The 20,253-nt window shown below is 33.4% G+C and carries 20 protein-coding genes and 1 other RNA gene; 14 read left to right on the forward strand and 7 right to left on the reverse strand.

From position 1 onward, the window contains the following. Nucleotides 1-20 precede the first annotated feature (20 nt). The 7 genes from AAC084_RS09700 (at nucleotide 21) to AAC084_RS09730 (ending at nucleotide 7,950) form a co-directional block, all read left to right on the forward strand. The gene (locus AAC084_RS09700) at nucleotides 21-1,424 is read left to right on the forward strand and encodes a tetratricopeptide repeat protein (protein ID WP_339839976.1); all 1,404 of its coding nucleotides are present in this window, start codon (nucleotides 21-23) and stop codon (nucleotides 1,422-1,424) included. A 17-nt stretch (nucleotides 1,425-1,441) separates the two neighbouring features. Beyond that, a complete protein-coding gene (locus tag AAC084_RS09705; RefSeq protein WP_339839977.1) occupies nucleotides 1,442-2,356 on the forward strand; it encodes a DUF368 domain-containing protein in 915 nt (304 codons plus the stop codon). Nucleotides 2,357-2,368: 12 nt separating this feature from the next. Beyond that, the gene (locus AAC084_RS09710; protein ID WP_339839978.1) at nucleotides 2,369-3,388 is read left to right on the forward strand and encodes a DUF368 domain-containing protein; all 1,020 of its coding nucleotides are present in this window, start codon (nucleotides 2,369-2,371) and stop codon (nucleotides 3,386-3,388) included. Then, the gene (locus AAC084_RS09715; RefSeq protein ID WP_339839979.1) at nucleotides 3,360-4,112 is read left to right on the forward strand and encodes a shikimate dehydrogenase; all 753 of its coding nucleotides are present in this window, start codon (nucleotides 3,360-3,362) and stop codon (nucleotides 4,110-4,112) included. Before AAC084_RS09710 ends, AAC084_RS09715 begins: the two co-directional genes overlap by 29 nt. Nucleotides 4,113-4,260: 148 nt before the next feature. Continuing rightward, nucleotides 4,261-6,282: a DUF349 domain-containing protein gene (locus tag AAC084_RS09720; RefSeq protein ID WP_339839980.1), complete on the forward strand. Its 2,022-nt coding sequence runs from the start codon at nucleotides 4,261-4,263 to the stop codon at nucleotides 6,280-6,282. Nucleotides 6,283-6,411: 129 nt separating this feature from the next. After that, nucleotides 6,412-7,623: a GAF domain-containing protein gene (locus tag AAC084_RS09725; protein WP_339839981.1), complete on the forward strand. Its 1,212-nt coding sequence runs from the start codon at nucleotides 6,412-6,414 to the stop codon at nucleotides 7,621-7,623. Nucleotides 7,624-7,638: 15 nt separating this feature from the next. Beyond that, nucleotides 7,639-7,950, forward strand: a complete 312-nt coding sequence (locus tag AAC084_RS09730; RefSeq protein ID WP_339839982.1) for a hypothetical protein — start codon at nucleotides 7,639-7,641, stop codon at nucleotides 7,948-7,950. 56 nt (nucleotides 7,951-8,006) lie between these two features. Here the strand turns inward: AAC084_RS09730 and rny are convergent, their stop codons facing one another. The 4 genes from rny to AAC084_RS09750 form a co-directional block, all read right to left on the reverse strand. Then, nucleotides 8,007-9,575: a ribonuclease Y gene (rny, locus tag AAC084_RS09735; RefSeq protein ID WP_339839983.1), complete on the reverse strand. Its 1,569-nt coding sequence runs from the start codon at nucleotides 9,573-9,575 to the stop codon at nucleotides 8,007-8,009. Nucleotides 9,576-9,623: 48 nt separating this feature from the next. Then, a non-coding RNA gene (ssrS, locus tag AAC084_RS09740) (6S RNA) lies at nucleotides 9,624-9,734 on the reverse strand. Between the two features lie 56 nt (nucleotides 9,735-9,790). Next, entirely contained in the window at nucleotides 9,791-10,087 is a 297-nt protein-coding gene (locus AAC084_RS09745) for a cell division protein ZapA (RefSeq protein WP_339839984.1), read from the reverse strand. A gap of 12 nt (nucleotides 10,088-10,099) precedes the next feature. After that, the gene (locus tag AAC084_RS09750; protein WP_339839985.1) at nucleotides 10,100-10,390 is read right to left on the reverse strand and encodes a hypothetical protein; all 291 of its coding nucleotides are present in this window, start codon (nucleotides 10,388-10,390) and stop codon (nucleotides 10,100-10,102) included. 194 nt (nucleotides 10,391-10,584) lie between these two features. Here AAC084_RS09750 and AAC084_RS09755 point away from each other — a divergent pair, with 194 nt between their 5' ends. From AAC084_RS09755 to AAC084_RS09765, 3 genes are read left to right on the forward strand one after another with little or no spacing between them, the layout of a single operon-like run. Beyond that, a complete protein-coding gene (locus AAC084_RS09755) occupies nucleotides 10,585-12,276 on the forward strand; it encodes a M23 family metallopeptidase (protein WP_339839986.1) in 1,692 nt (563 codons plus the stop codon). 5 nt (nucleotides 12,277-12,281) lie between these two features. Continuing rightward, a complete protein-coding gene (locus AAC084_RS09760) occupies nucleotides 12,282-14,747 on the forward strand; it encodes a TonB-dependent receptor (RefSeq protein ID WP_339839987.1) in 2,466 nt (821 codons plus the stop codon). 9 nt (nucleotides 14,748-14,756) lie between these two features. After that, nucleotides 14,757-15,410 (forward strand): hypothetical protein, encoded by a 654-nt coding sequence (locus AAC084_RS09765; protein ID WP_339839988.1) that lies wholly within the window; start codon nucleotides 14,757-14,759, stop codon nucleotides 15,408-15,410. On the opposite strand, the gene AAC084_RS09770 is transcribed toward AAC084_RS09765, so the two are convergent. Beyond that, on the reverse strand, nucleotides 15,411-16,556 hold the full coding sequence (locus AAC084_RS09770; RefSeq protein ID WP_339839989.1) for a cysteine desulfurase family protein: 1,146 nt from the start codon (nucleotides 16,554-16,556) through the stop codon (nucleotides 15,411-15,413). 103 nt (nucleotides 16,557-16,659) lie between these two features. Here AAC084_RS09770 and AAC084_RS09775 point away from each other — a divergent pair, with 103 nt between their 5' ends. Further along, nucleotides 16,660-17,163: a hypothetical protein gene (locus AAC084_RS09775; RefSeq protein WP_339839990.1), complete on the forward strand. Its 504-nt coding sequence runs from the start codon at nucleotides 16,660-16,662 to the stop codon at nucleotides 17,161-17,163. A 2-nt stretch (nucleotides 17,164-17,165) separates the two neighbouring features. Here AAC084_RS09775 and AAC084_RS09780 read toward each other — a convergent pair whose 3' ends face one another. Then, complete coding sequence (locus AAC084_RS09780; RefSeq protein WP_339839991.1) at nucleotides 17,166-17,708, reverse strand: Smr/MutS family protein; 543 nt, start codon at nucleotides 17,706-17,708, stop codon at nucleotides 17,166-17,168. A gap of 60 nt (nucleotides 17,709-17,768) precedes the next feature. Here AAC084_RS09780 and AAC084_RS09785 point away from each other — a divergent pair, with 60 nt between their 5' ends. Genes AAC084_RS09785 through AAC084_RS09795 form a run of 3 tightly spaced genes read left to right on the forward strand, consistent with a single transcriptional unit; the run spans nucleotide 17,769 to nucleotide 18,736 of the window. Continuing rightward, nucleotides 17,769-18,074: a DUF2752 domain-containing protein gene (locus tag AAC084_RS09785; RefSeq protein WP_339839992.1), complete on the forward strand. Its 306-nt coding sequence runs from the start codon at nucleotides 17,769-17,771 to the stop codon at nucleotides 18,072-18,074. 15 nt (nucleotides 18,075-18,089) lie between these two features. Next, nucleotides 18,090-18,416, forward strand: coding sequence for a CCC motif membrane protein (locus AAC084_RS09790; protein ID WP_339839993.1), 327 nt, complete (start codon nucleotides 18,090-18,092; stop codon nucleotides 18,414-18,416). Nucleotides 18,417-18,421: 5 nt separating this feature from the next. Next, nucleotides 18,422-18,736 (forward strand): CCC motif membrane protein, encoded by a 315-nt coding sequence (locus AAC084_RS09795; RefSeq protein WP_339839994.1) that lies wholly within the window; start codon nucleotides 18,422-18,424, stop codon nucleotides 18,734-18,736. Between the two features lie 52 nt (nucleotides 18,737-18,788). On the opposite strand, the gene rocD is transcribed toward AAC084_RS09795, so the two are convergent. Next, entirely contained in the window at nucleotides 18,789-20,069 is a 1,281-nt protein-coding gene (gene rocD, locus AAC084_RS09800; RefSeq protein ID WP_339839995.1) for an ornithine--oxo-acid transaminase, read from the reverse strand. Nucleotides 20,070-20,253: the final 184 nt, after the last annotated feature.

Genomic DNA, 20,253 nt, shown 5'->3' on the forward strand with positions numbered 1-20,253 from the left:
TAGTAAAACCCAAAGTTCCTATGGCGTTAGAATCTAACGAGAGACCGGACAAACCTATTACCAAATTCGAATCAATGCTCAAGACAGACGACGTCTACTTCTTTGATGCTGAAGATTTTGAGGATATAGTGCACCATTATTTGAATCATGGTAAAATCTCTTTGGCTAAAAAAGGGATTAAAATTGGTCTACAGCAGCATCCAGGTTCTATTGAATTAAAGTTGCTTCAAGTGGAAGTTATGGTTTTTGAAAACCAGACAGAAAAGGCCGAAGCACTCTTAGATGAATTACAACTTTTAGATAATCAGAATGAAGAGATTTATATTCAACGAGCGAATATATATTCTAAAAAAGATAATCATGAAGGAGCTGTAGAACTTTTACAAAGAGCATTAAGTATAACTACCAACAGTTTTGATATTTATAGTCTTCTAGGTATGGAGTATCTTTTCATGGATAACTTCGAACAGGCCAAGGAAAGTTTTATGAAGTGTATTGAGTTTGATGAACAAGATTACTCTTCGCTCTATAATGTTATTTACTGTTTTGAATTTTTAGAAGATTATAATGGCGCCATTTTATATTTAAACGAATACTTAGAAAAAAACCCGTATTGTGAAGTAGCTTGGCATCAGCTAGGAAAACAGTATTACTACAAACAAATGTATAACGAAGCATTATCAGCTTTTGATTTTGCCATTATTTCAGATGACTCATTTATAGGCGCCTATTTTGAAAAAGGAAAAGTTCTTGAAAAATTAGGAAGACATAAAGAAGCCATAGAAAATTACGAGACTACCATTTCAATTGAAGACCCAACATCACATGCCTTTCTTAGAATAGGCAAATGCTATGAAAAGTTAAAGAATACAGAAATGGCAAAATACTATTTCTATCAAACTGTTCATGAAGATCCTTTATTGGATAAAGGTTGGTTGGCCATCACAAATTTGTACTACAACATTAGAGATTTCGAAAAAGCAGTTTTTTATATCAACAAGGCTTTGAATATAGATGGTGAAAATCCATCATATTGGAAAAAATGTGCTCAAATACATACTGCCTTGAAAAATTATGACCAAGCTGATTTCGCTTTCAAGCAATCGGTAGATTTAGGTAATTATGAATTGGATACCTGGTTAAAATGGGCCGATGTTGTTTATATGAATGGAGAAACAATGGCAGCCGTACAGATTTTATCTCAGGGTAGGGAATTTTATCCTGAAAGTCTTAAACTTTTATACAAATCTGTAGGATATCAACTTATCGGTCAAGACTTAATTAATGCCAGAATCACATTCATGGATGCCTTAAAATTAGATAAGAATCAAAAAAAAATACATCTATTTACAGATAAATTTCCTGAATTCGCTAATTCAGAATGGACCAAAGAAATTGTAAACAAATACAATAAAGCTTCATAGAAAAGGTTCTACATTTCATGGAAAATAGAAAACTAAAACATTATATTTTTATTACGCTAAAAGGCATGGCAATGGGTATTGCTGAATTGGTGCCGGGCGTATCTGGTGGTACAATTGCTTTTATCACTGGTATTTATGAAGAGTTCATCACATCTATAAATAATGTTAATCTAAAGACCTTAAAAGTTTTAAAGGAAGAGGGGTTCAAAATGTTTTGGCAGAAATTGAACGGTAATTTCCTACTAGCCTTATTAGTTGGTATGATGATTAGCATCTTTTCTTTATCGAAAGTTATAGCTTGGCTTTTAGAAGAACACCCAATTCCTACTTGGGCTTTCTTTTTTGGATTAGTTTTAGCAAGTGTAATCTTTGTTGCTAAGTCGATTAATAAATGGAATTTTTTAGCAATTTTCCTTTTTATTATTGGTACTGCAAGTGCATTTTACATTACCACATTACCACCGTCTACTAGTTCAGGTAGTTTACCTTTTATTTTCTTATCTGGAGCGATAGCCATTTGTGCCATGGTATTACCCGGAATTTCGGGTTCATTTATTCTAGTATTATTAGGCTCTTACAAAACTGTTTTAGAAGCGGTAAATGATAAAGAACTCAGCATTATAGCAACATTTGCTTTTGGTGCCGTATTCGGACTTTTAAGTTTCGCGAGAATTTTAAAATGGATGTTTACCAATTATAAAGATGCAACCCTTGCTATTTTAACAGGATTCATTTTAGGATCATTGAATAAAATTTGGCCTTGGAAAAATATAATCGAGATAATTCAAATTGGCAAAAAAGAAATTATTATAGACGAAAATATCTCTCCATTTGCCTTTACAGGAGATAATCAATTAACATTAGCCATTGTTGCCGCTATCATCGGTTTTTCTCTTATTTTTATATTAGAAAAATCAGCTTCAAAGAAGTAAGCGCGCACCCAGATGAACGAACCCCGTACCCTAACTGATAAAATATTCTTGATCATTAAGGGGCTATGTATGGGTGCAGCCAATAAAGTACCTGGTGTATCAGGTGGTATTGTCGCTTTTGTAGGCGGTTTCTATGAAGAGTTTATTTATTCGCTACAGAAAATAAACGCCAAAGCTTTTAAGCTATTAATTAATGCCAGGTTTAAAAGTTTTTACCGATATATTAATGGTTCATTTTTGACCCTTCTGATTTTTGGGATGCTGGTCAGTTATTTTAGTATATCAAAAGTATTAGATTATTTTCTAGTAAAAAGAGAACTTTTTGTTTGGGCCTCATTTTTTGGAATGATTCTGGGTTCTATCTATTATATTGGCAAAGATTTCGATTATTGGAAAAAGAAGACATTTACAGCTGCCATCATAGGCTTAAGTGTTGGTATCGCTATTAGCTTTCTTAGTCCGGCGAAAGAAAACGACAACCTTTTATTCATTTTTTTATGTGGAATGATAAGTGTTTCGGGCATGACCTTACCTGGTCTTTCTGGATCGTTTATACTTATATTATTAGGTAACTACGTGTTACTTTTAGTAGATTCTGTCAACGCTTTATATGATACTTTCTCAGAGATAATTGTTGGGGACTTTAGTTTCACTTCAAATTCGGAACGACTTCATACACTTAAAATTTTAGCAGTATTCACCTTGGGTTCTGCAACTGGACTTGTTACTTTATCTCATTTATTGACCTATGTTCTCAAACATTTTAAACATGTCACAACAGCAATAATTTTAGGATTCATAACTGGATCATTAGGTGTAGTTTGGCCATGGAAAAAAACTATTTACAAAACAGGTCTCGATGGGGAAGTAATATTAGATTCGAACGGAAAGCGAATAATAATGAACTATGAGCGATTTCTACCAGATATGACAACAATAGAAAACTGGACCGCCATTTTCTTTATTATTTTTGGTATTAGTATTTTGCTACTTTTAGATTGGTATGGAAAAAACAGAAAAACAGAAAACTAATTTTGGCTTGGTAGGCAAGGATATTTCCTACTCATTTTCAAGAGGGTATTTTAAAAAGAAATTCGATGCATTAGGGCTGTCTAACTATTCCTATAATAATTTCGACTTACAGTCAATAACTGAATTCCCAACAATATTTAAAAAAACAGAAAACATACAGGGATTAAATGTTACCATACCGTATAAAGAAGAAGTCATTCAGTTTTTAGATGATATTGATGTCGCAGCAAAAAAAATAGGAGCTGTGAATACTATAAAATTCACTGAAAAAGGTATGACAGGTTATAATACCGACGCCTACGGATTTCAAAAATCGTTAGAGCCACATTTAAAAAACCACCACAAGAAAGCATTAATTTTAGGTACCGGCGGCGCGTCTAAAGCAGTCGCTTTTGTATTAGAAGATTTAGGTATTACTTTCTCATTTGTTTCTAGAAGTGGAAAAAATAATGGTTTTAAGTATGAAGAAATAACCGATGACATCATCTCTGAACACACTTTAATAATTAATTGTTCACCCGTTGGTACTTTTCCAAATATTGAAGAAAAGCCAGGCATTCCGTATCAGAGAATAAGCAAAGAACATTTATTGTTCGACCTTATCTACAACCCAGAAGAGACGGCCTTTTTATCTATGGGAAAAGCAAATGGAGCAACAATATGCAATGGGCATCGAATGTTAGAATTTCAAGCCGAAAAATCGTGGTCTATTTGGAATTTATAGATCAATATAACTTCTAATAACACTTTTTTCATTGCAGTTAATACTGCTATTTACTCAGATTACCCGTTGAAAAGAAAACCAAAAAGAACCTGCAATACTTTGCAATTCTTGGGGTTGTCACTATCTTGTAAGCATATAATTTAGGATTATGTCTGAGGATAAAGAGCAAAAAACACCAGAAAGTTCAATAGAGGAAAAAGCTACAGTCGAAACCACTGAAAATACAGTGGAAAATATTGTTGAGCAAACTGAAATTCCTATTGAAACAACACCAGAAGATTCAGCTGACAAGACAGTCGAAACTACTGTAGAAACTGATGTTTTAGAAGAAATTGATGATTCTAATGCGGAGGATGCAGAGGATACCGATACGGTAAAACGACATGATATACCAATGCCAGAGTATCATGAGATGAGCATGGAAAATCTAGTGGGTGAATTACAACGTTTAGTAAAAAACGAAAAAGTTCAAGCGATTAGAAAACATGTAGATACTATTAAAGATGAGTTCAATCAAAAATTTGACGAATTTTTAGAAGAGAAAAAAGAGGAATTTATTTCTAGTGGTGGTAATGAAATTGATTTCAGATATAATTCTGTAGATAAAAGACAATTCAACGAAGTATATTCTGACTATCGCGACAAACGAAATCAACACTATAAGAGCTTAGAAAAAAGCCATAAAGAAAACCTTGCTTATCGTTTAGACTTAATTGAACAATTAAAAGCTTTGGTAAATGTTGAGGAAGATATAAATACTACCTATAACAATTTTAAAGATATACAGGCCAAATGGAGACATGCAGGCCCTATTCCAAAAAGTGATTATAATAATGTTTGGAAAACATATCACCACCACATTGAAATTTTTTATGATTTTCTAAACATAAATAGAGAATTAAGAGACCTCGATTTTAAACATAATTTAGAGGAGAAAGGTAAAATAGTTGCCAGAGCCGAAGAACTTGCGCAAGAACCAGATTTAAATCGTGCATTTAGAGAACTTCAAGTTTTACACAAGATTTGGAAAGAAGATTTAGGTCCGGTTGGCAAAGATCATAGAGAAGATATTTGGGATAGATTTAGTGCCGCAACTAAAATTATTCATGAAAGAAGACAAGATTATTTCAAAAATCTTGACAAAATAAAAGAGGAAAATCTAGAGCTTAAAAATGCTATCATTGAGGAAATAAACGGTATTGCAGAAAAGGTATCTACCAACCACGGCACTTTACAGCAACAGATTAAAAAGATTGAAGAACTACGCGAGACATTTTTTAAAGCTGGCCAGGTTCCTCAAAAAGTAAATTCAAAAACTTGGAATTCTTTTAAAGGGGCAGTACGTAAGTTTAACCAAAACAAAAATGCATTTTACAAAAATCTTAAAAAAGACCAACAAGAAAATTTAGATAAAAAAAGAGCCTTATTAGAGGTTGCCATATCGCTTAAAGAAAGTGAGGATTGGGATACTACCACTTCAGAAATGAAGCGTATTCAAGGCGAATGGAAAAAAGTAGGTCATGTTCCTCGAAAATATTCAGATAAGTTATGGAAAGACTTTAAAAATGCTTGTAATCATTATTTCGACAGGTTAAATGCTCTTAAAAATGATGCCTTTAAAGAAGAAGAAGGTAATTACAAACAAAAAGAGGAATGCATTGAACGTCTTAAGAATTTTGAATTGAGTGGTACTCAAGAAAAGGATTTGGCCTCAATCAAAACATTTACTGAAGAATGGAAAACCTATGGAAGAGTTCCTTTCAAAAAGAAAAATATCAATCAAAAATTCGATAAGATAATTGATGCGCTATTCCAAAAAATGGGAGTTAGCAAGCAAGAATCAGAATTGTTGAAATATGGAAACAAAATTCAACAACTAAGTAATGATGATAATCAAGAACGAGCGATACAAAACGAACGTGCTTTCATTAGGAAAAAGATTGACGAGAGTAAGAATGATATTCGACAACTGGAGAATAATTTAGAGTTCTTTTCTAATGCATCTGAAAACAATCCTTTAGTTCAGGACGTAATTAAAAGGGTTAATCAACATAAAGAATCATTAGATGCCTGGAAAGGCAAATTGAAAAAACTTAACATATTAAAGAACAATCTGAATAAAGATGTTGAGGACAGTGAAGATACTGAAGAGACAAAGCCACAAGAATAGCTCCTTTTTTTAAACAAGTTTATTTAACAGAAAACTATTTTTTTTTATAAGAAGCAGATATTTTTATCGTTATATCAAAAGTAAGTACTTTCTTACTTTTGATATAAGTATTTCAGTTACGTAGACTATATGGTAAAGCCAGAAATACCTTTAAATGAATCTCAAAGACTTAAAGCATTAAAGAGCTTTAATATTCTTGACACTTTAAAAGAACAAGAGTACGATGCGATTACTCGCATTGCTGCAGATATTTGTAACACCCCAATGGCATTGGTATCCTTAATCGATGAGGAAAGGCAATGGTTTAAGTCTCATCACGGAATCGATGCTACTGAAACACCTAGAGATTTGGCATTTTGTGCTCATGCAATTAACTCCCCTGATTCCATATTACTAGTTAATGATGCCCATAAAGATGCACGGTTTAAAGACAACCCATTAGTGACAGGAGGCCCACAAGTACAGTTTTATGCCGGTGCTCCTTTAAATACTAAAGATGGAGAATCTATCGGTACTCTTTGTGTCATTGATACTAAACCACGGCTAGAGTTTACAGAAAGACAACAGAGTTGTTTAAAAGATTTAGCCAATCAAGTCATGGCCCAGTTAGAACTTCGAAGACAAAATATTCAACAGAAGATTATCAACGAAGAATTAAGCATAAAAAATAATCAATTAAAACATTTATCTTATAGATTAGCACATGACATGAAAACACCATTATTAGGTATTAGTTCTGTAGTTGGGTTTATAAAGGAAGATTATTCCGATTTTTTTAAGGATACCGAAATTCCAAATTTCTTGGACATCATTAATAATCGAGTAGAATACATGGAGTCATTAATCAATGGAATCATAAATTACAATGCCATAACAAATGCCGATATAGCTTTAATAGATTTTGATATTTCAGAGGAGATAACACGAACTCTCAATAAACAATTATCAGAAACTCCAGTTAATTTACAATTAGAAAATTGTAATCATACAATACATCATTCGCTTAATAGTTTTCATCAAATATTCAGAGATTTATTATCAAATAGTATAAAATTTTCAGACAAACCTACTATTGATATTTCGGTTTCTTTTAGTGAGGATGATGATTATTACAACTTCGATTATGTTGATAACGGACCAGGAATATCTGAAAAATATTGGAATAAAATCTTCGTTTTGTTTGAAAAATTAGGCACAGAAAATGCTACTGATACTGGTATTGGTTTAACCACAATCAAAGTGCTCATAGAAAAATTAGGTGGTATAATTACCATTGAAAAGAGATTGAATCTTAAAACCGGAGTTCATTTCAAATTTACTCTTGCAAAAAACCTTTCTTAATTATTAATTTTGAACATGAAACTCATTTTGCTTATCACTTTAGGTATTATAAGTTCATTATTTCCATTTTCAAGTGTTAAGACTACTATTTCTGTAAATCAAACATATACCGAAAAGGAAGTGGCATTTAATATTCTAAAAACAAAATGCAATTCTTGTCACACAAAAAAGAAAAATAGGATAAAATTTACTTTAGGCAATATGAATAGTTTGGCACCTGAAATAGAGTCACAAGTTTTTATTAAAAAGAAAATGCCAAAGGGAAGAAAAAATCAACTTACACAATTAGAAGAAGACAAATTAAGAAATTGGATTCGGACTTTATAAAACAAAAAAAAAGCCTCTAATTAGTTAGAGGCTTTTTTATATTAGTAGAATTAAAATTACTTCGCTACATTGACAGCTCTTGTTTCACGTATTACCGTAACTTTCACTTGACCCGGATAGGTCATATCAGTTTGTATTTTCTGAGATATTTCAAAAGATAATTGTGATGCTTTTTCATCAGTAACTTTTTCACTCTCTACGATAACCCTAAGTTCTCTACCTGCTTGTATAGCATAAGCCTTTTGAACTCCGCTGAAGCCGAAAGCAACCTCTTCAAGATCTTTTAAACGCTGAATATAAGAATCTAACACTTGTCTTCTTGCTCCAGGTCTAGCACCACTAATAGCATCACAAACCTGAACAATAGGTGCAATTAGTGTTTTCATTTCTATTTCATCGTGGTGTGCACCTATAGCATTACAAACTTCCTCTTTTTCACCAAATTTCTCAGCCCATTGCATTCCTAAGATTGCATGTGGAGTTTCTACTTCATTTTCAGTATTTGGAACTTTTCCAATATCATGTAAAAGACCTGCACGTTTAGCTATCTTAGGATTAAGTCCTAATTCAGCAGCCATAACCCCACAAAGTTTCGCTACCTCTCTTGAGTGTTGCAAAAGATTTTGTCCGTATGATGATCTATACTTCATTCTACCAACTGCACGTATCAATTCTGGGTGTAACCCATGAATACCTAAATCAATAACGGTACGCTTACCTATCTCTACTATTTCCGCTTCAATCTGCTTCTCGGTCTTTTTTACTATTTCCTCAATTCTCGCTGGGTGAATTCTACCATCGGTAACCAATTTATGAAGTGATAATCTAGCTACCTCTCTTCTAACTGAATCAAAACAAGAAAGAATAATAGCTTCTGGAGTATCATCTACAATAATTTCAACACCCGTAGCAGCTTCTAAAGCACGAATATTTCTACCTTCCCTACCAATGATTCTGCCTTTAACATCATCAGATTCAATATTGAAAACAGAAACACAATTTTCTACCGCTTCTTCAGTACCAATTCGTTGAATGGTATTAATAATAATCTTACGTGCCTCTTGATGTGCTGTCAATTTTGATTCTTCTACCGTAGTCTGAATATAGGCCATGGCATCAGATTTTGCTGTTTCTTTCAAACTCTCAACCAACTGATTCTTTGCATCCTCTGCAGATAACCCAGAAATTACTTCTAGTTGTTGAATTTGACTCTTGTGCATCTTATCCAAATCTTCATGGCGTTTTTCGAACAGTTCTCTTTTCTGCTCTACTTCTTTTAATTTACCATCTAATTGCGAGTTCATTTGCTTGTTTCTAGCAAGCTCACTACTCACTTGAGATTCTTTATCTCTAGTGCGCTTTTCAGCTTCATTAATTTTTCTATCCTTACCGTTTATTACTTTCTCATGCTCAGCTTTTAATTCTAAAAACTTTTCCTTTGCTTGTAATATTTTTTCCTTTTTAATGCTCTCCCCTTCCGTATTCGCCTCCTTCAATATGCGTTCGGCATCCTTCTTTGCATTTATTATGGTTTTAGAGGCTTTCCCTTTTTCCAAAAATTTTGCTATTGCAAAACCGATTGCCAGCCCAACTATTGCGGCAATAATTATCATTGTACTATCCATAGTCTAATTATTAATAAAAAAAAAGCCCACATTGGAGAAGTTTTGATCAAACTCCGGTAAACAGGTTTAGGGCTAACAGACTGATCAAGGATCCCTATACGAGTAGGGCTTGCTTTTACAATCTAAACTCACCCTTTTTAAAAAAAATAAATGTTGAGTTTGTCAAAAGGTATTACCAATGTGGGCAGTAACTTAATGTATTTTAAAGAACGTTTTTATTTCAAAGCTAATTTAGAACTCACCAAGTCATCAAGCGCTTGTAAACGCTCTTCAGCTTCCTTGGTACCTTCTGTCTGCTCAATGCCACTCTGTTCAATTTTTGAAGCAAACTGTAAGGCACACATAGCCAATACGTCTTGTTTGTCTCTAACTGCGTAATTCTGCTCAAACTTCTTTGCCAACTGTTCAATATTCTTAGCGGCCTTTCGCAAACCTTCTTCTTGCGCAGGATCAATAGTCAAAGGGTAGACCCTATCTGCAATCGAAAGTTTTATTTTGAGCTTATCTGACATATTATATTAACATTATTCCGACAATTGAGCTATACAATGGTCCAACTCTCGTATTAATGTATTTATTTTAAGCTTAGCTTCTGTTTTATTTGTATTACTGCCAAGCATTGAACTTGCAAGTTTGAGTGAATTATATTTTTCCTCCCACTCAGAAACGGTTTTACTTGCGTTTTCTTGAGAGGATTTAATATGCTGCAATTCCTTTTCCAACTCCAAATTAGCATTGTTTAAAACCTCAAGTTTATGCAACAATTTACTAATTTTATTTTCTAAAGAATCAACGATTTTAATCAACTCGCTCATACATTAAAGTCAATGCGATTTACACAAAGTTAACATAGATTCGATGACTTAGCAATAGTTTTGTGAAATATTCCTAAATCAGGACTACTTAAATTGATAAACGAATATGTTACAGCTGTTTATTATAATTTTAGCGTATGCAACTCAATAGAATTGTTATTGATTAATTATTTTCGCAGTATTGCTATCTACTTATGAGAAAAATATCCCTTGGATTTCTGTTATTAACTTGTTTTACAATCTTTGCTCAAGAGAAGTATCCAAAAGATGCCTTTAGACCTCCTTTGGATATTCCTATAATCTTAGCAGGAACCTTTGGTGAACTTCGCTCAAATCACTTTCACTCTGGTATCGATATTAAAACACAACAACGTGAAGGTATACCGGTAATGTCTATCGGTGATGGTACCATTACCCGAATTAAAGTTTCGTTATGGGGTTATGGTAAGGTATTGTATATAGCACACCCAAACGGCTACACATCAGTATACGGCCATCTTCAAAAATTCTCTCCTTCCATAGAGGCATACATTAAGAAATTACAATATGATAAAAAATCATTTGAGGTCGAAGTTTTCCCTGACTATGGAGAAATAAAGGTCGAAAAAGGTGAGCTTATCGCCTATAGTGGAAATACTGGTGGATCTGCAGGACCTCATTTACATTTTGAAATTAGAAGTAGTATATCAGAGAAACCGACTAATCCTTTATTATATGGCATTGATGTGGCCGATGCCACCAACCCAATATTAGAAAAGCTTTTTGTTTATCCATTGACAGACAAATCTCATGTAAACGGTAATTACGAAAGAACACAGGTAAATTTCAGCAAACAAAGTGACGGAACATATTTATCTGATAAGGTTACAGCTCTTGGTAATTTAGGAATAGGTTTTATAGGTTTTGACCGTTTAGACATGGCGGCGAATAAAAATGGTGTTTATTCGGTAGAACTTAGTGTTAATGGAAAAATATATTCCCTTTATGATTTTGAATCTTTCTCTTTCGGAGAAACTAGATATATAAATACGCTTGTTGATTATGATTATCTAGGTAGAAATAGACAACGAATACAAAAAAGCTTTAAATCGGCCGGTAACAATTTAGGTATCTATAAAGAATTATATAATAATGGGAAAATTGACATTAATGAGGGGTTAAGTTATACTGCTAAATTATTAATAAAGGATTTTGCTGGCAACAAAATAGAACTCAACATTCCAATTGAAGGAGTTAAAAACAATGAAGTTCGTAGTAGAGAAAATGAATCAACAGAAAATTACGTAATTGCCAACAAACCAAATAATTTTGATTTGGGTGGTGCAAAAGTATATTTCCCTACCAATACTTTTTATGAAGATTTTTACATCGATTTAAAAAAAGGAAAGGATACTGTTACCATTCATAATAATACAGTACCTGCTCACAGAAATTTCACAATCACCTTTGACGCTTCAAAATACCCGAAGGAAATTCAAAAACAGTTGTTTATTGGTAGATTAGACTATAAACTACAACCTAATTACACTAATACTTATAGGCGTGGTGATGTATTTACCACACGTACCAGAAATTTAGGAACGTACACAATAGCAAGAGATTCGATTGCCCCAACCATTCGAACCAAAAACTTTAAAGAAAAGCAATGGTTAAACAATTACAAATATTTAAGTATACAAATAGCAGATGATTTAAGCGGTGTTGACACCTATTCTGCAACTTTAAATGGGGAATGGATTCTAATGGAATACGAACCTAAACGAAGAACTTTAACTTACAATTTCGATGACAAGATAGCCGATCAGACGCAATGTGTTCTTAAAGTTACCGTTACTGATAATGTAGGTAATGTGAATACCCTTACGACATCTTTTTATAGAAAATAGTATAATTGAAACACTATAGCATTCTTGTCCTTTTCATAGTACTGTGCACTGCTATAGGTTTTGCTCAAAGTGCTACTATTACGGGTATTGTTTTAGATGAAAACAATCAACCTTTGGCTGATGTCAACATTTCTACTGATGGCCTTGGCACTATTACCTCCGCTGATGGATTCTATGCACTAGTAATTACTGCAGATAAAGAAAATACCATTACATTCTCTCATATTGCTCACAAAGATGTAATCTTGAAAAACTTACTTCTAACCACCAATGAAACCTTTGAATTCAACCCTGTTCTAAAAACAGATGTAATTCAAATCGATGGAGTCACTGTTTCTGCTAATGGTGAAAGAACATTAGAACATATTTTAAACGTTACCCCTGAAACTATTAGAAAAATACCCGGCGCGAATTCTGGAGTAGAAACTATTTTGAAATTACTACCAGGTGTTTCATCGAACAATGAACTAAGTACACAGTATGCTGTTAGAGGTGGTAATTATGATGAAAACCTTGTTTATGTAAATGAGATAGAAGTTTATAGGCCATTTTTAATACGCTCAGCACAGCAAGAAGGTCTAAGTTTTGTTAATAGTGATTTAGTTAAAGATGTAAAATTTTCGGCAGGAGGTTTTCAAGCAAAATACGGAGATAAATTGGCTTCTGTTTTAGATATTAAATACAAGACTCCTACTCTATTTTCACTTCGTGCAGACCTAAGTTTTGTGGGGGCAAGCGCCAGTCTAGAGACCGTATCAAAAAACAAAAAACTTAGTAGCGTATCTGGTATTCGGTATCGAAACAATTCGTTACTAGTAAATAGTCAACAAACACAGAGTAATTTCACTCCATCTTTTACGGATGTCCAAAGCTATTTAACCTATCATTTCTCACCTAAATTTCAGTTAAATTTTTTAGGTAATATTGCTGTAAATGATTACACCAATGAACCTTTAAACAGACAGACCAATTTTGGGACATTAGACAACCCTCAAGCATTGGTAGTCTATTATCAAGGGCAAGAAAACAACAAGTATACTACAGCATTGGGTGCATTAAAGGGAAGTTATTTTTTAAATGAAAACACTACCCTGAAGCTGATATCATCAATTTATCATACTACCGAAGAAGAGTATTCAGATGTAATTGCTTCGTACGAACTTGGTGAAATTGACAGTAATTTTGGTAGTAATACGGCTGGTGAAGTTCTAACTTCACGAGGCATAGGCTCTCAATTTAATCGTACGCGAAATGATTTAGATGCACTTATCTTCAACGTTGAACATAAAGGCTCTCATACAATGAATAGTTCCGTTCTGGAATGGGGCGCGAAATATACACATGAAGATATTCGTGATCAATTAAGAGAGTCTGAATTTATTGATTCCGCCGGGTTTTCCATTCGACCACCAAGAGCCGAATTCATTAACAACCAGCCATCAAATCCTTTTAACGCTCCTTTGGTAGCCTATAATGGTATAAATGCATTGAATTTTGTGAAGACCAATCGTTTTTCTGGTTATGTACAAATAGGCACTCAAAAAACATGGAACGATGCAGATATCTATTATAATTTAGGTATTCGCTCACATCATTGGACAGTTAGTGGTACCGATATGGCAAAAATTTCACAAACAGTAATGAGTCCAAGAGCTCAATTTGCTATTAAACCAAATTGGGATAAGGATATGTTATTTCGTTTATCGGCCGGACTTTATCACCAACCTCCTTTTTATAGAGAACTGAGAGATAGCTCAGGAACAATACAGCCTAATGTAAAAGCACAGAAGGCCTTTCATTTAGTAGCTGGTAATGAATATAGCTTTCTACTATGGGAACGACCTTTCACATTAATAAGCGAAGCTTATTATAAAAAATTAGAAAATGTAAATCCGTATACTTTAGAAGATGTGCGAATTCGATATTCTGCGAATAATGATACGGGGGCCTATGTATATGGAGCCGAAGTAAGAATGAACGGAGCTTTTGTACCAGGCACGGAATCATGGATAAGTATTGGATACTTAAAAACTGAAGAAAACAGAAGTAACCTAGGGTATATACCTAGGCCTACTGATCAGCGGTTAAAATTGGGGATTCTTTTTCAAGATTATATTCCCACAATACCTGATTTAAAAATGTATTTGAATCTCGTATATCAAACTGGGGTACCTGGTGGTTCTCCAAGTTATGCAGATCCTTATATTTTTCAGAATAGATTAAGAGATTATAAACGTGCAGATTTAGGAATTTCCTATATTTTTGCAAGTAAGGATAAACAATATCCAAAGACACACTGGCTTCATACTTTTAAAGATTTGAGTTTTGGTTTTGAAATTTTCAATTTATTCAATAATCAAAATTCAATCACAAATACTTGGGTGAGAGACGCAGACAGTAAAAATGAATATGCTGTTCCGAATTATTTAACCTCTAGAGTATTAAATTTAAGATTAGGAATACGCCTTTAAAAAAATCAAATGAAAAGAATACTTTTTCTTCTAATAATACTTTCTTCCTTTGCTTTAATGGCTCAAAAGAATATTTATGAAAGTCCTAATTTTGACAACTTAAGCTCAGACCATAACGTTTTGGCTATTATTCCTTTTCTCACCAATTTAGACCTTAATGAGATAGTATCTAAATCTGAGCAAAAAAGATTGGAACAGAATGAAGGTTATGCTGTACAAAACGCATTAGAAACTTATTTTTCTAAACGTAGTAAAAAGAAAAAACTACCCGTACAATTTCAAAACGTTGAGAATACAACAGCAATACTCGCACAGAATAATATTAGCTATGAGAACATTGATGTCTACACTACGAAAGAATTGAGTGAAATATTAGGCGTTGATGGTATTATTAGCGGCACCTTAGATTTAAATATTCTTTTATCAAATGGGGTTCCTACAGAATTTAGTTTTACCGATTATATTTCAGGCGGTGCAGATTATGGCCGTATAGGAATAAAGATAAGTGATGGTAATTCTGGCAAATTACTTTGGAAATACGAAAAGCAAATCAATAAAAAAAGCGGCAAAAACACAACTGACCTTATTGACCGTATGATGAAATTAGCAATACGTAAATTCCCTTATGAAAGAGAACGTAAACGTGATCGAAATAAAGACTAGTTAAGCTTGTATTATATCTTTTAGAACTCCAATAGTATAATCAATATCTTCTTTGGTATTGTATGTAGAGAATGAAAACCTGACTGAAGGTTTTTTCATATCTTCTTCTGATAAAATTTCGGTTAACACATGAGATCCCGCATCGCTTCCAGATTGGCAAGCACTCCCCTTAGAACAAGCAATACCTTTTATATCTAAATTGAACAGAAGCATCATCGCTTTATCTTCAGTAATAGGCAAGCACACATTAACTAGCGTGTAGGTACTCTTATCCATATCTCCTGAATGACCGTTGAACTTTGCTTCAGGAATTTCTATGTTTACTTTCTCTATAAAGTAAGCTTTGAGTTCTTCAACATACTTCTTTTCTTTATCTAAGTTTTCATAAGCATGAATAAAGGCTTCTTCTAAACCGACAATATTGTGAAAAGATTCTGTACCTGCTCTAAGACCTCGTTCTTGAGAACCACCAGAAATCATACAACTCAATCCAGAATTTTTACGAATAAAAGCAAAACCTATACCTTTTGGTCCGTGAAATTTATGTGCAGCAGCAGCTAAAAAATCAATAGGAAATGCCTTCACATCCCAATTATAATGACCTAAAGATTGAACAGTATCAGAATGTACTAATGCGTCGTATTTTTTTGACAGACGGGTAATTGCTTCTAAATCTATTTTATTTCCAATTTCATTATTCACATGCATTAAACTCACCAACTTCTTTGAATCATCTTTTTGTAACAAAGCTTCTAAATGAGCCATATCAGGATTGCCAAAGGTATCTAGATTCACAAATAACAATTGAATTAAACCTTTTTGTTCTAATTCTTCAACGGTATGTAAAACAGCGTGGTGTTCAATTTTTGAAGTAATAATTGTTTTTACATCTAAATCACGCACGGCACATCTAATAATCATATTATCGGCCTCAGTACCACCAGAAGTAAATATTATCTCAGAAGGTTGCGCATTTATATATTTAGCAATAGTTTTTCGAGCACTCTCAATAGCAGTTTTTGCCGTTCTACCAAAACTATGCGTAGAGGAAGGGTTACCATAAGTTCCCAAAGCTTCCTGTATTTTGGCAATTACATTAGGATGAACTTGTGTAGTGGCTGCGTTATCTAAATAGACATGTTTCATATATGCGTACTCTTATATAAATAAAGGACAAAAATAGTTAATTAACCCATAAATGACGATGATGCGACAGACGGATTTCCAAATTTTAAATTAAATTTGAATTATGAAAAAATACCTCTTAATTGGTTGTTCTCTTTTAATTTTTGGATGTAATGACGGTGATTTACAAATAGAAACCGTTGATTTCGATAGTATCGATACGGTACAGAACTGCGATACGGTGTCAACTACAACTTCTAATGTATTGTTTAAAATAAATGGAGATGAAGCATTAATTGTAACACTACCAAGTGGACTTTTACAAAATACGGTCACTACAACTGACTTAGAAAGCGCAGTACCAGGTAGTTCTCAAGTTAGTTATAGAATATTTTCTGATAATGTCACCAGCGCGTATTTCTGTGATTCTCCACCCCCACTAACACCAACCGTTAAGGAAGAAATTGAAGCTGAAGGAGGTAGTATATTTATAACTACAACAACTGAGGATAGTGTTACTTTTACTCATACCATTCGCCTAAGCGGTATTACATTTTTAAATGAAAACGGAAGTAGAATTACTGATTTACAAGTAAGCGAATTTGGAACCGTTACTACCGGAGGTTAATTTTAAGAATTTTGATAGATATAGACCTCTGTTGCGCCAAGCCCATATTTTTGATAGTCGGCATCATAAAATTTAACGTTATCATATTTTCTAAGCATATAACCAAGTTCTTCTTTTAGCACCCCCTCACCTACCCCGTGTATAAAAACAACTTTTTGTATACGTTTACTAATGGCAAAATCTAATTGTCGTTTGGCGGTATCTAATTGAAGATTCAACATTTCAAATTTCCCAACTTGCTTAGGGTTTTTCATTAATTGATTAATATGAAGATCTACCTCCATTTTAGGCGCATTTCGTTCTTTTACCTTAAGAACTGTAGACTTTCTAGGCTTGGGTAGCGCCTTTTCTTTTTTTATTTGAGCAATTTCTGAATTCGATACGCGAATCTCATTTGAGATACACACCAATTCATTGGCCAGGAAATCTAAAGAAAAACCATCATTACAAAGTATAGTAATTTTTTCTCCTTTAATTGATTCTACAACGCCTTTTATAACGTCGTCAATAGTTTCTACGGTATCGCCTATCTGAAATTGAGACATGTTTTTATTTTATATGCTCAAAAATAATGGTAATTTTCCGACTTATAATTCAAATTAAGAATGCGATTTAAAGCGTTGGTTATTTTTTTAGGATTGGACAATTACATGTTGCCCTGTTTTACAAAACAAATAATTGGAGTAGACTGCCCTGGCTGTGGTCTGCAACGCTCAGCGTTATTTTTACTAAATGGTGATTTTTGGGCTGCTTTTCAAATGTATCCAGCTATTTATCCTATGTTATTGTTATTTGCCTTTTTAGGTTTCAATAAGTTATCCCCCATAAAACATTCTAATACGATTACAATTACACTTATGATTATCACCGTAAGTTTTATATTGACCAATTACATTTTAAAATTTATCTAACTAAACCTTTAAATTATGGAACAACAAAAATTACCCAATGTTACTTTAGCGCTCGTACTTTCTATTTTAGGATTTGTATGCTGTTGTATTGGTGGATTACCAGGAATTATACTAGGCGGAATTTCTTTATTCTTATTAACAAAGGATGAGCAAAAATACAAGCTGAATCCAGAAGATTATTCAAACTACAGCACTTTAAAAACAAGTAAAATTTTAGCTATCGTGGTTTTAGTTTTAGGAGTTCTTTATTTAGCTTATTCAATCTATGGTATTATGAGCATAGGTGGCTGGGAGGCTTATATGGAGCAAGTACAAATAATGACTGAACAATATTCACAATAATTTGAATGGACAATTCTGTAGAATACAAATCGATACCAGGTGCTAGTAATGCCCTTACTTTTGGCATATTATCTATTGTTCTAACCTTATTCTGTTGCGGCCCATTCGGCGCTATATTCAGTTTTATAGGTTTAAGCAATGCTAATAAAGCTAAGAAGTACCATGAAGCAAACCCTGGTAATTATAGAGGGTATGAAAATGTAAATACCGGTAAGGTTTTATCTTATATTGGGCTTGCATTAGCTGTCATTCTATTAATATTTACAATCATTTATTTTGGATTGATTATTGCCTTTTTTGCAGCTGCAGATTTTCAATAATTAAATTTTAATCAAAAAAAATCCCCGATTGATATCGGGGATTTTTTTATTTCTATTTCTTAAAATCTTTCAGTGTTTTTATAATTATAGAAACACAATCTAAAAGTTCCTCTTCTGTCATTACCAAAGGCGGTGCAAAGCGAATAATATTACCGTGCGTCGGTTTAGCTAGCAATCCATTTTCCTTTAACGCCATACAAATATCCCACGCTGTAGTACTTTCTTCTGTATCATTAATAAGAATAGCATTTAAAAGACCTTTACCACGAACACTATGTACTAAATCAGATGTTGGTATAAACTTATTTAATTCGTCTCTAAAAAGTTCACCTAAAACAAACGCATTCTCTGCAAGCTTCTCATCTTTAACTACCTCTAAAGCTGCCATACCTACAGCTGCGGCTATTGGGTTTCCGCCAAATGTACTACCGTGATTACCAGGTCGAATAACATTCATTATAGTATCATTCGCTAAAACTGCAGAAACAGGGTATGCACCACCAGAAAGGGCCTTTCCTAAAATTAAAATATCAGGCTTTGTTTCAGGTGTTCCGCTACAATGTTTATCAGAACATGAGCAATTACCACAAGTTGCAAGTAATCGACCAGTTCTAGCGATACCAGTTTGAACTTCATCAGCTATAAAAAGTACATTATACTTTTCACATAATGCCTTAGCACTACTTAAATACCCTGGTGAAGGAACATAAACTCCTGCTTCACCTTGTATTGGTTCAACCAGAAATCCTGCAACATTAGAATTAGATTTCAACACCTCTTCTAAAGCGTCAAGATTGTCATATTCGATTTTAATAAATCCGTCTGTATAAGGTCCGAAATTTTTACGTGCTACCGGGTCATTAGAAAATGAAATGATGGTTGTGGTACGCCCGTGAAAATTATTTTCACAAACAACGATTTCAGCCTCATTCTCTGCAATTCCTTTCTTTTCATAGGCCCATTTCCTGCAAATCTTCAATGCTGTTTCAACAGCTTCTGCACCTGTATTCATTGGCAAGAGTTTGTCGAAATGAAAAGTTTCAGTAGCATACTTTTCATATTTACCTAACATATCATTATAAAATGCCCTGGAGGTCAATGATAATGTTTTGGCTTGTTCCGTCATAGCATTCACTATTTTAGGATGACAATGACCTTGATTTACTGCTGAATATGCAGAAAGAAAATCATAATACTTTTTCCCTTCCACATCCCAAACAAAAACACCTTCTCCTTTACTTAAAACTACTGGTAAAGGGTGGTAATTGTGGGCTCCGTGTTTCTCTTCTAATGCAATAGCATCTTTAGAACTGATGTTTTCTAAAATTGACATGATAAAAATTACTTTAAATAAAACTTTAGCAATTCCTTCTATACCTTTTTCCTTTCGAAGAGTCGAAAATTCAGCGTGGGAGAGAAATCATCCTTGTAGAAATACAAACTTAACAATTATTTTTCGCATCCCATATATAAACTCTACAAACCTACTTAACTAATACAAAAGTGACTTCCTCTAA

This window comes from uncultured Maribacter sp., assembly GCF_963977385.1.
Classification (GTDB): Bacteria; Bacteroidota; Bacteroidia; order Flavobacteriales; family Flavobacteriaceae; genus Maribacter.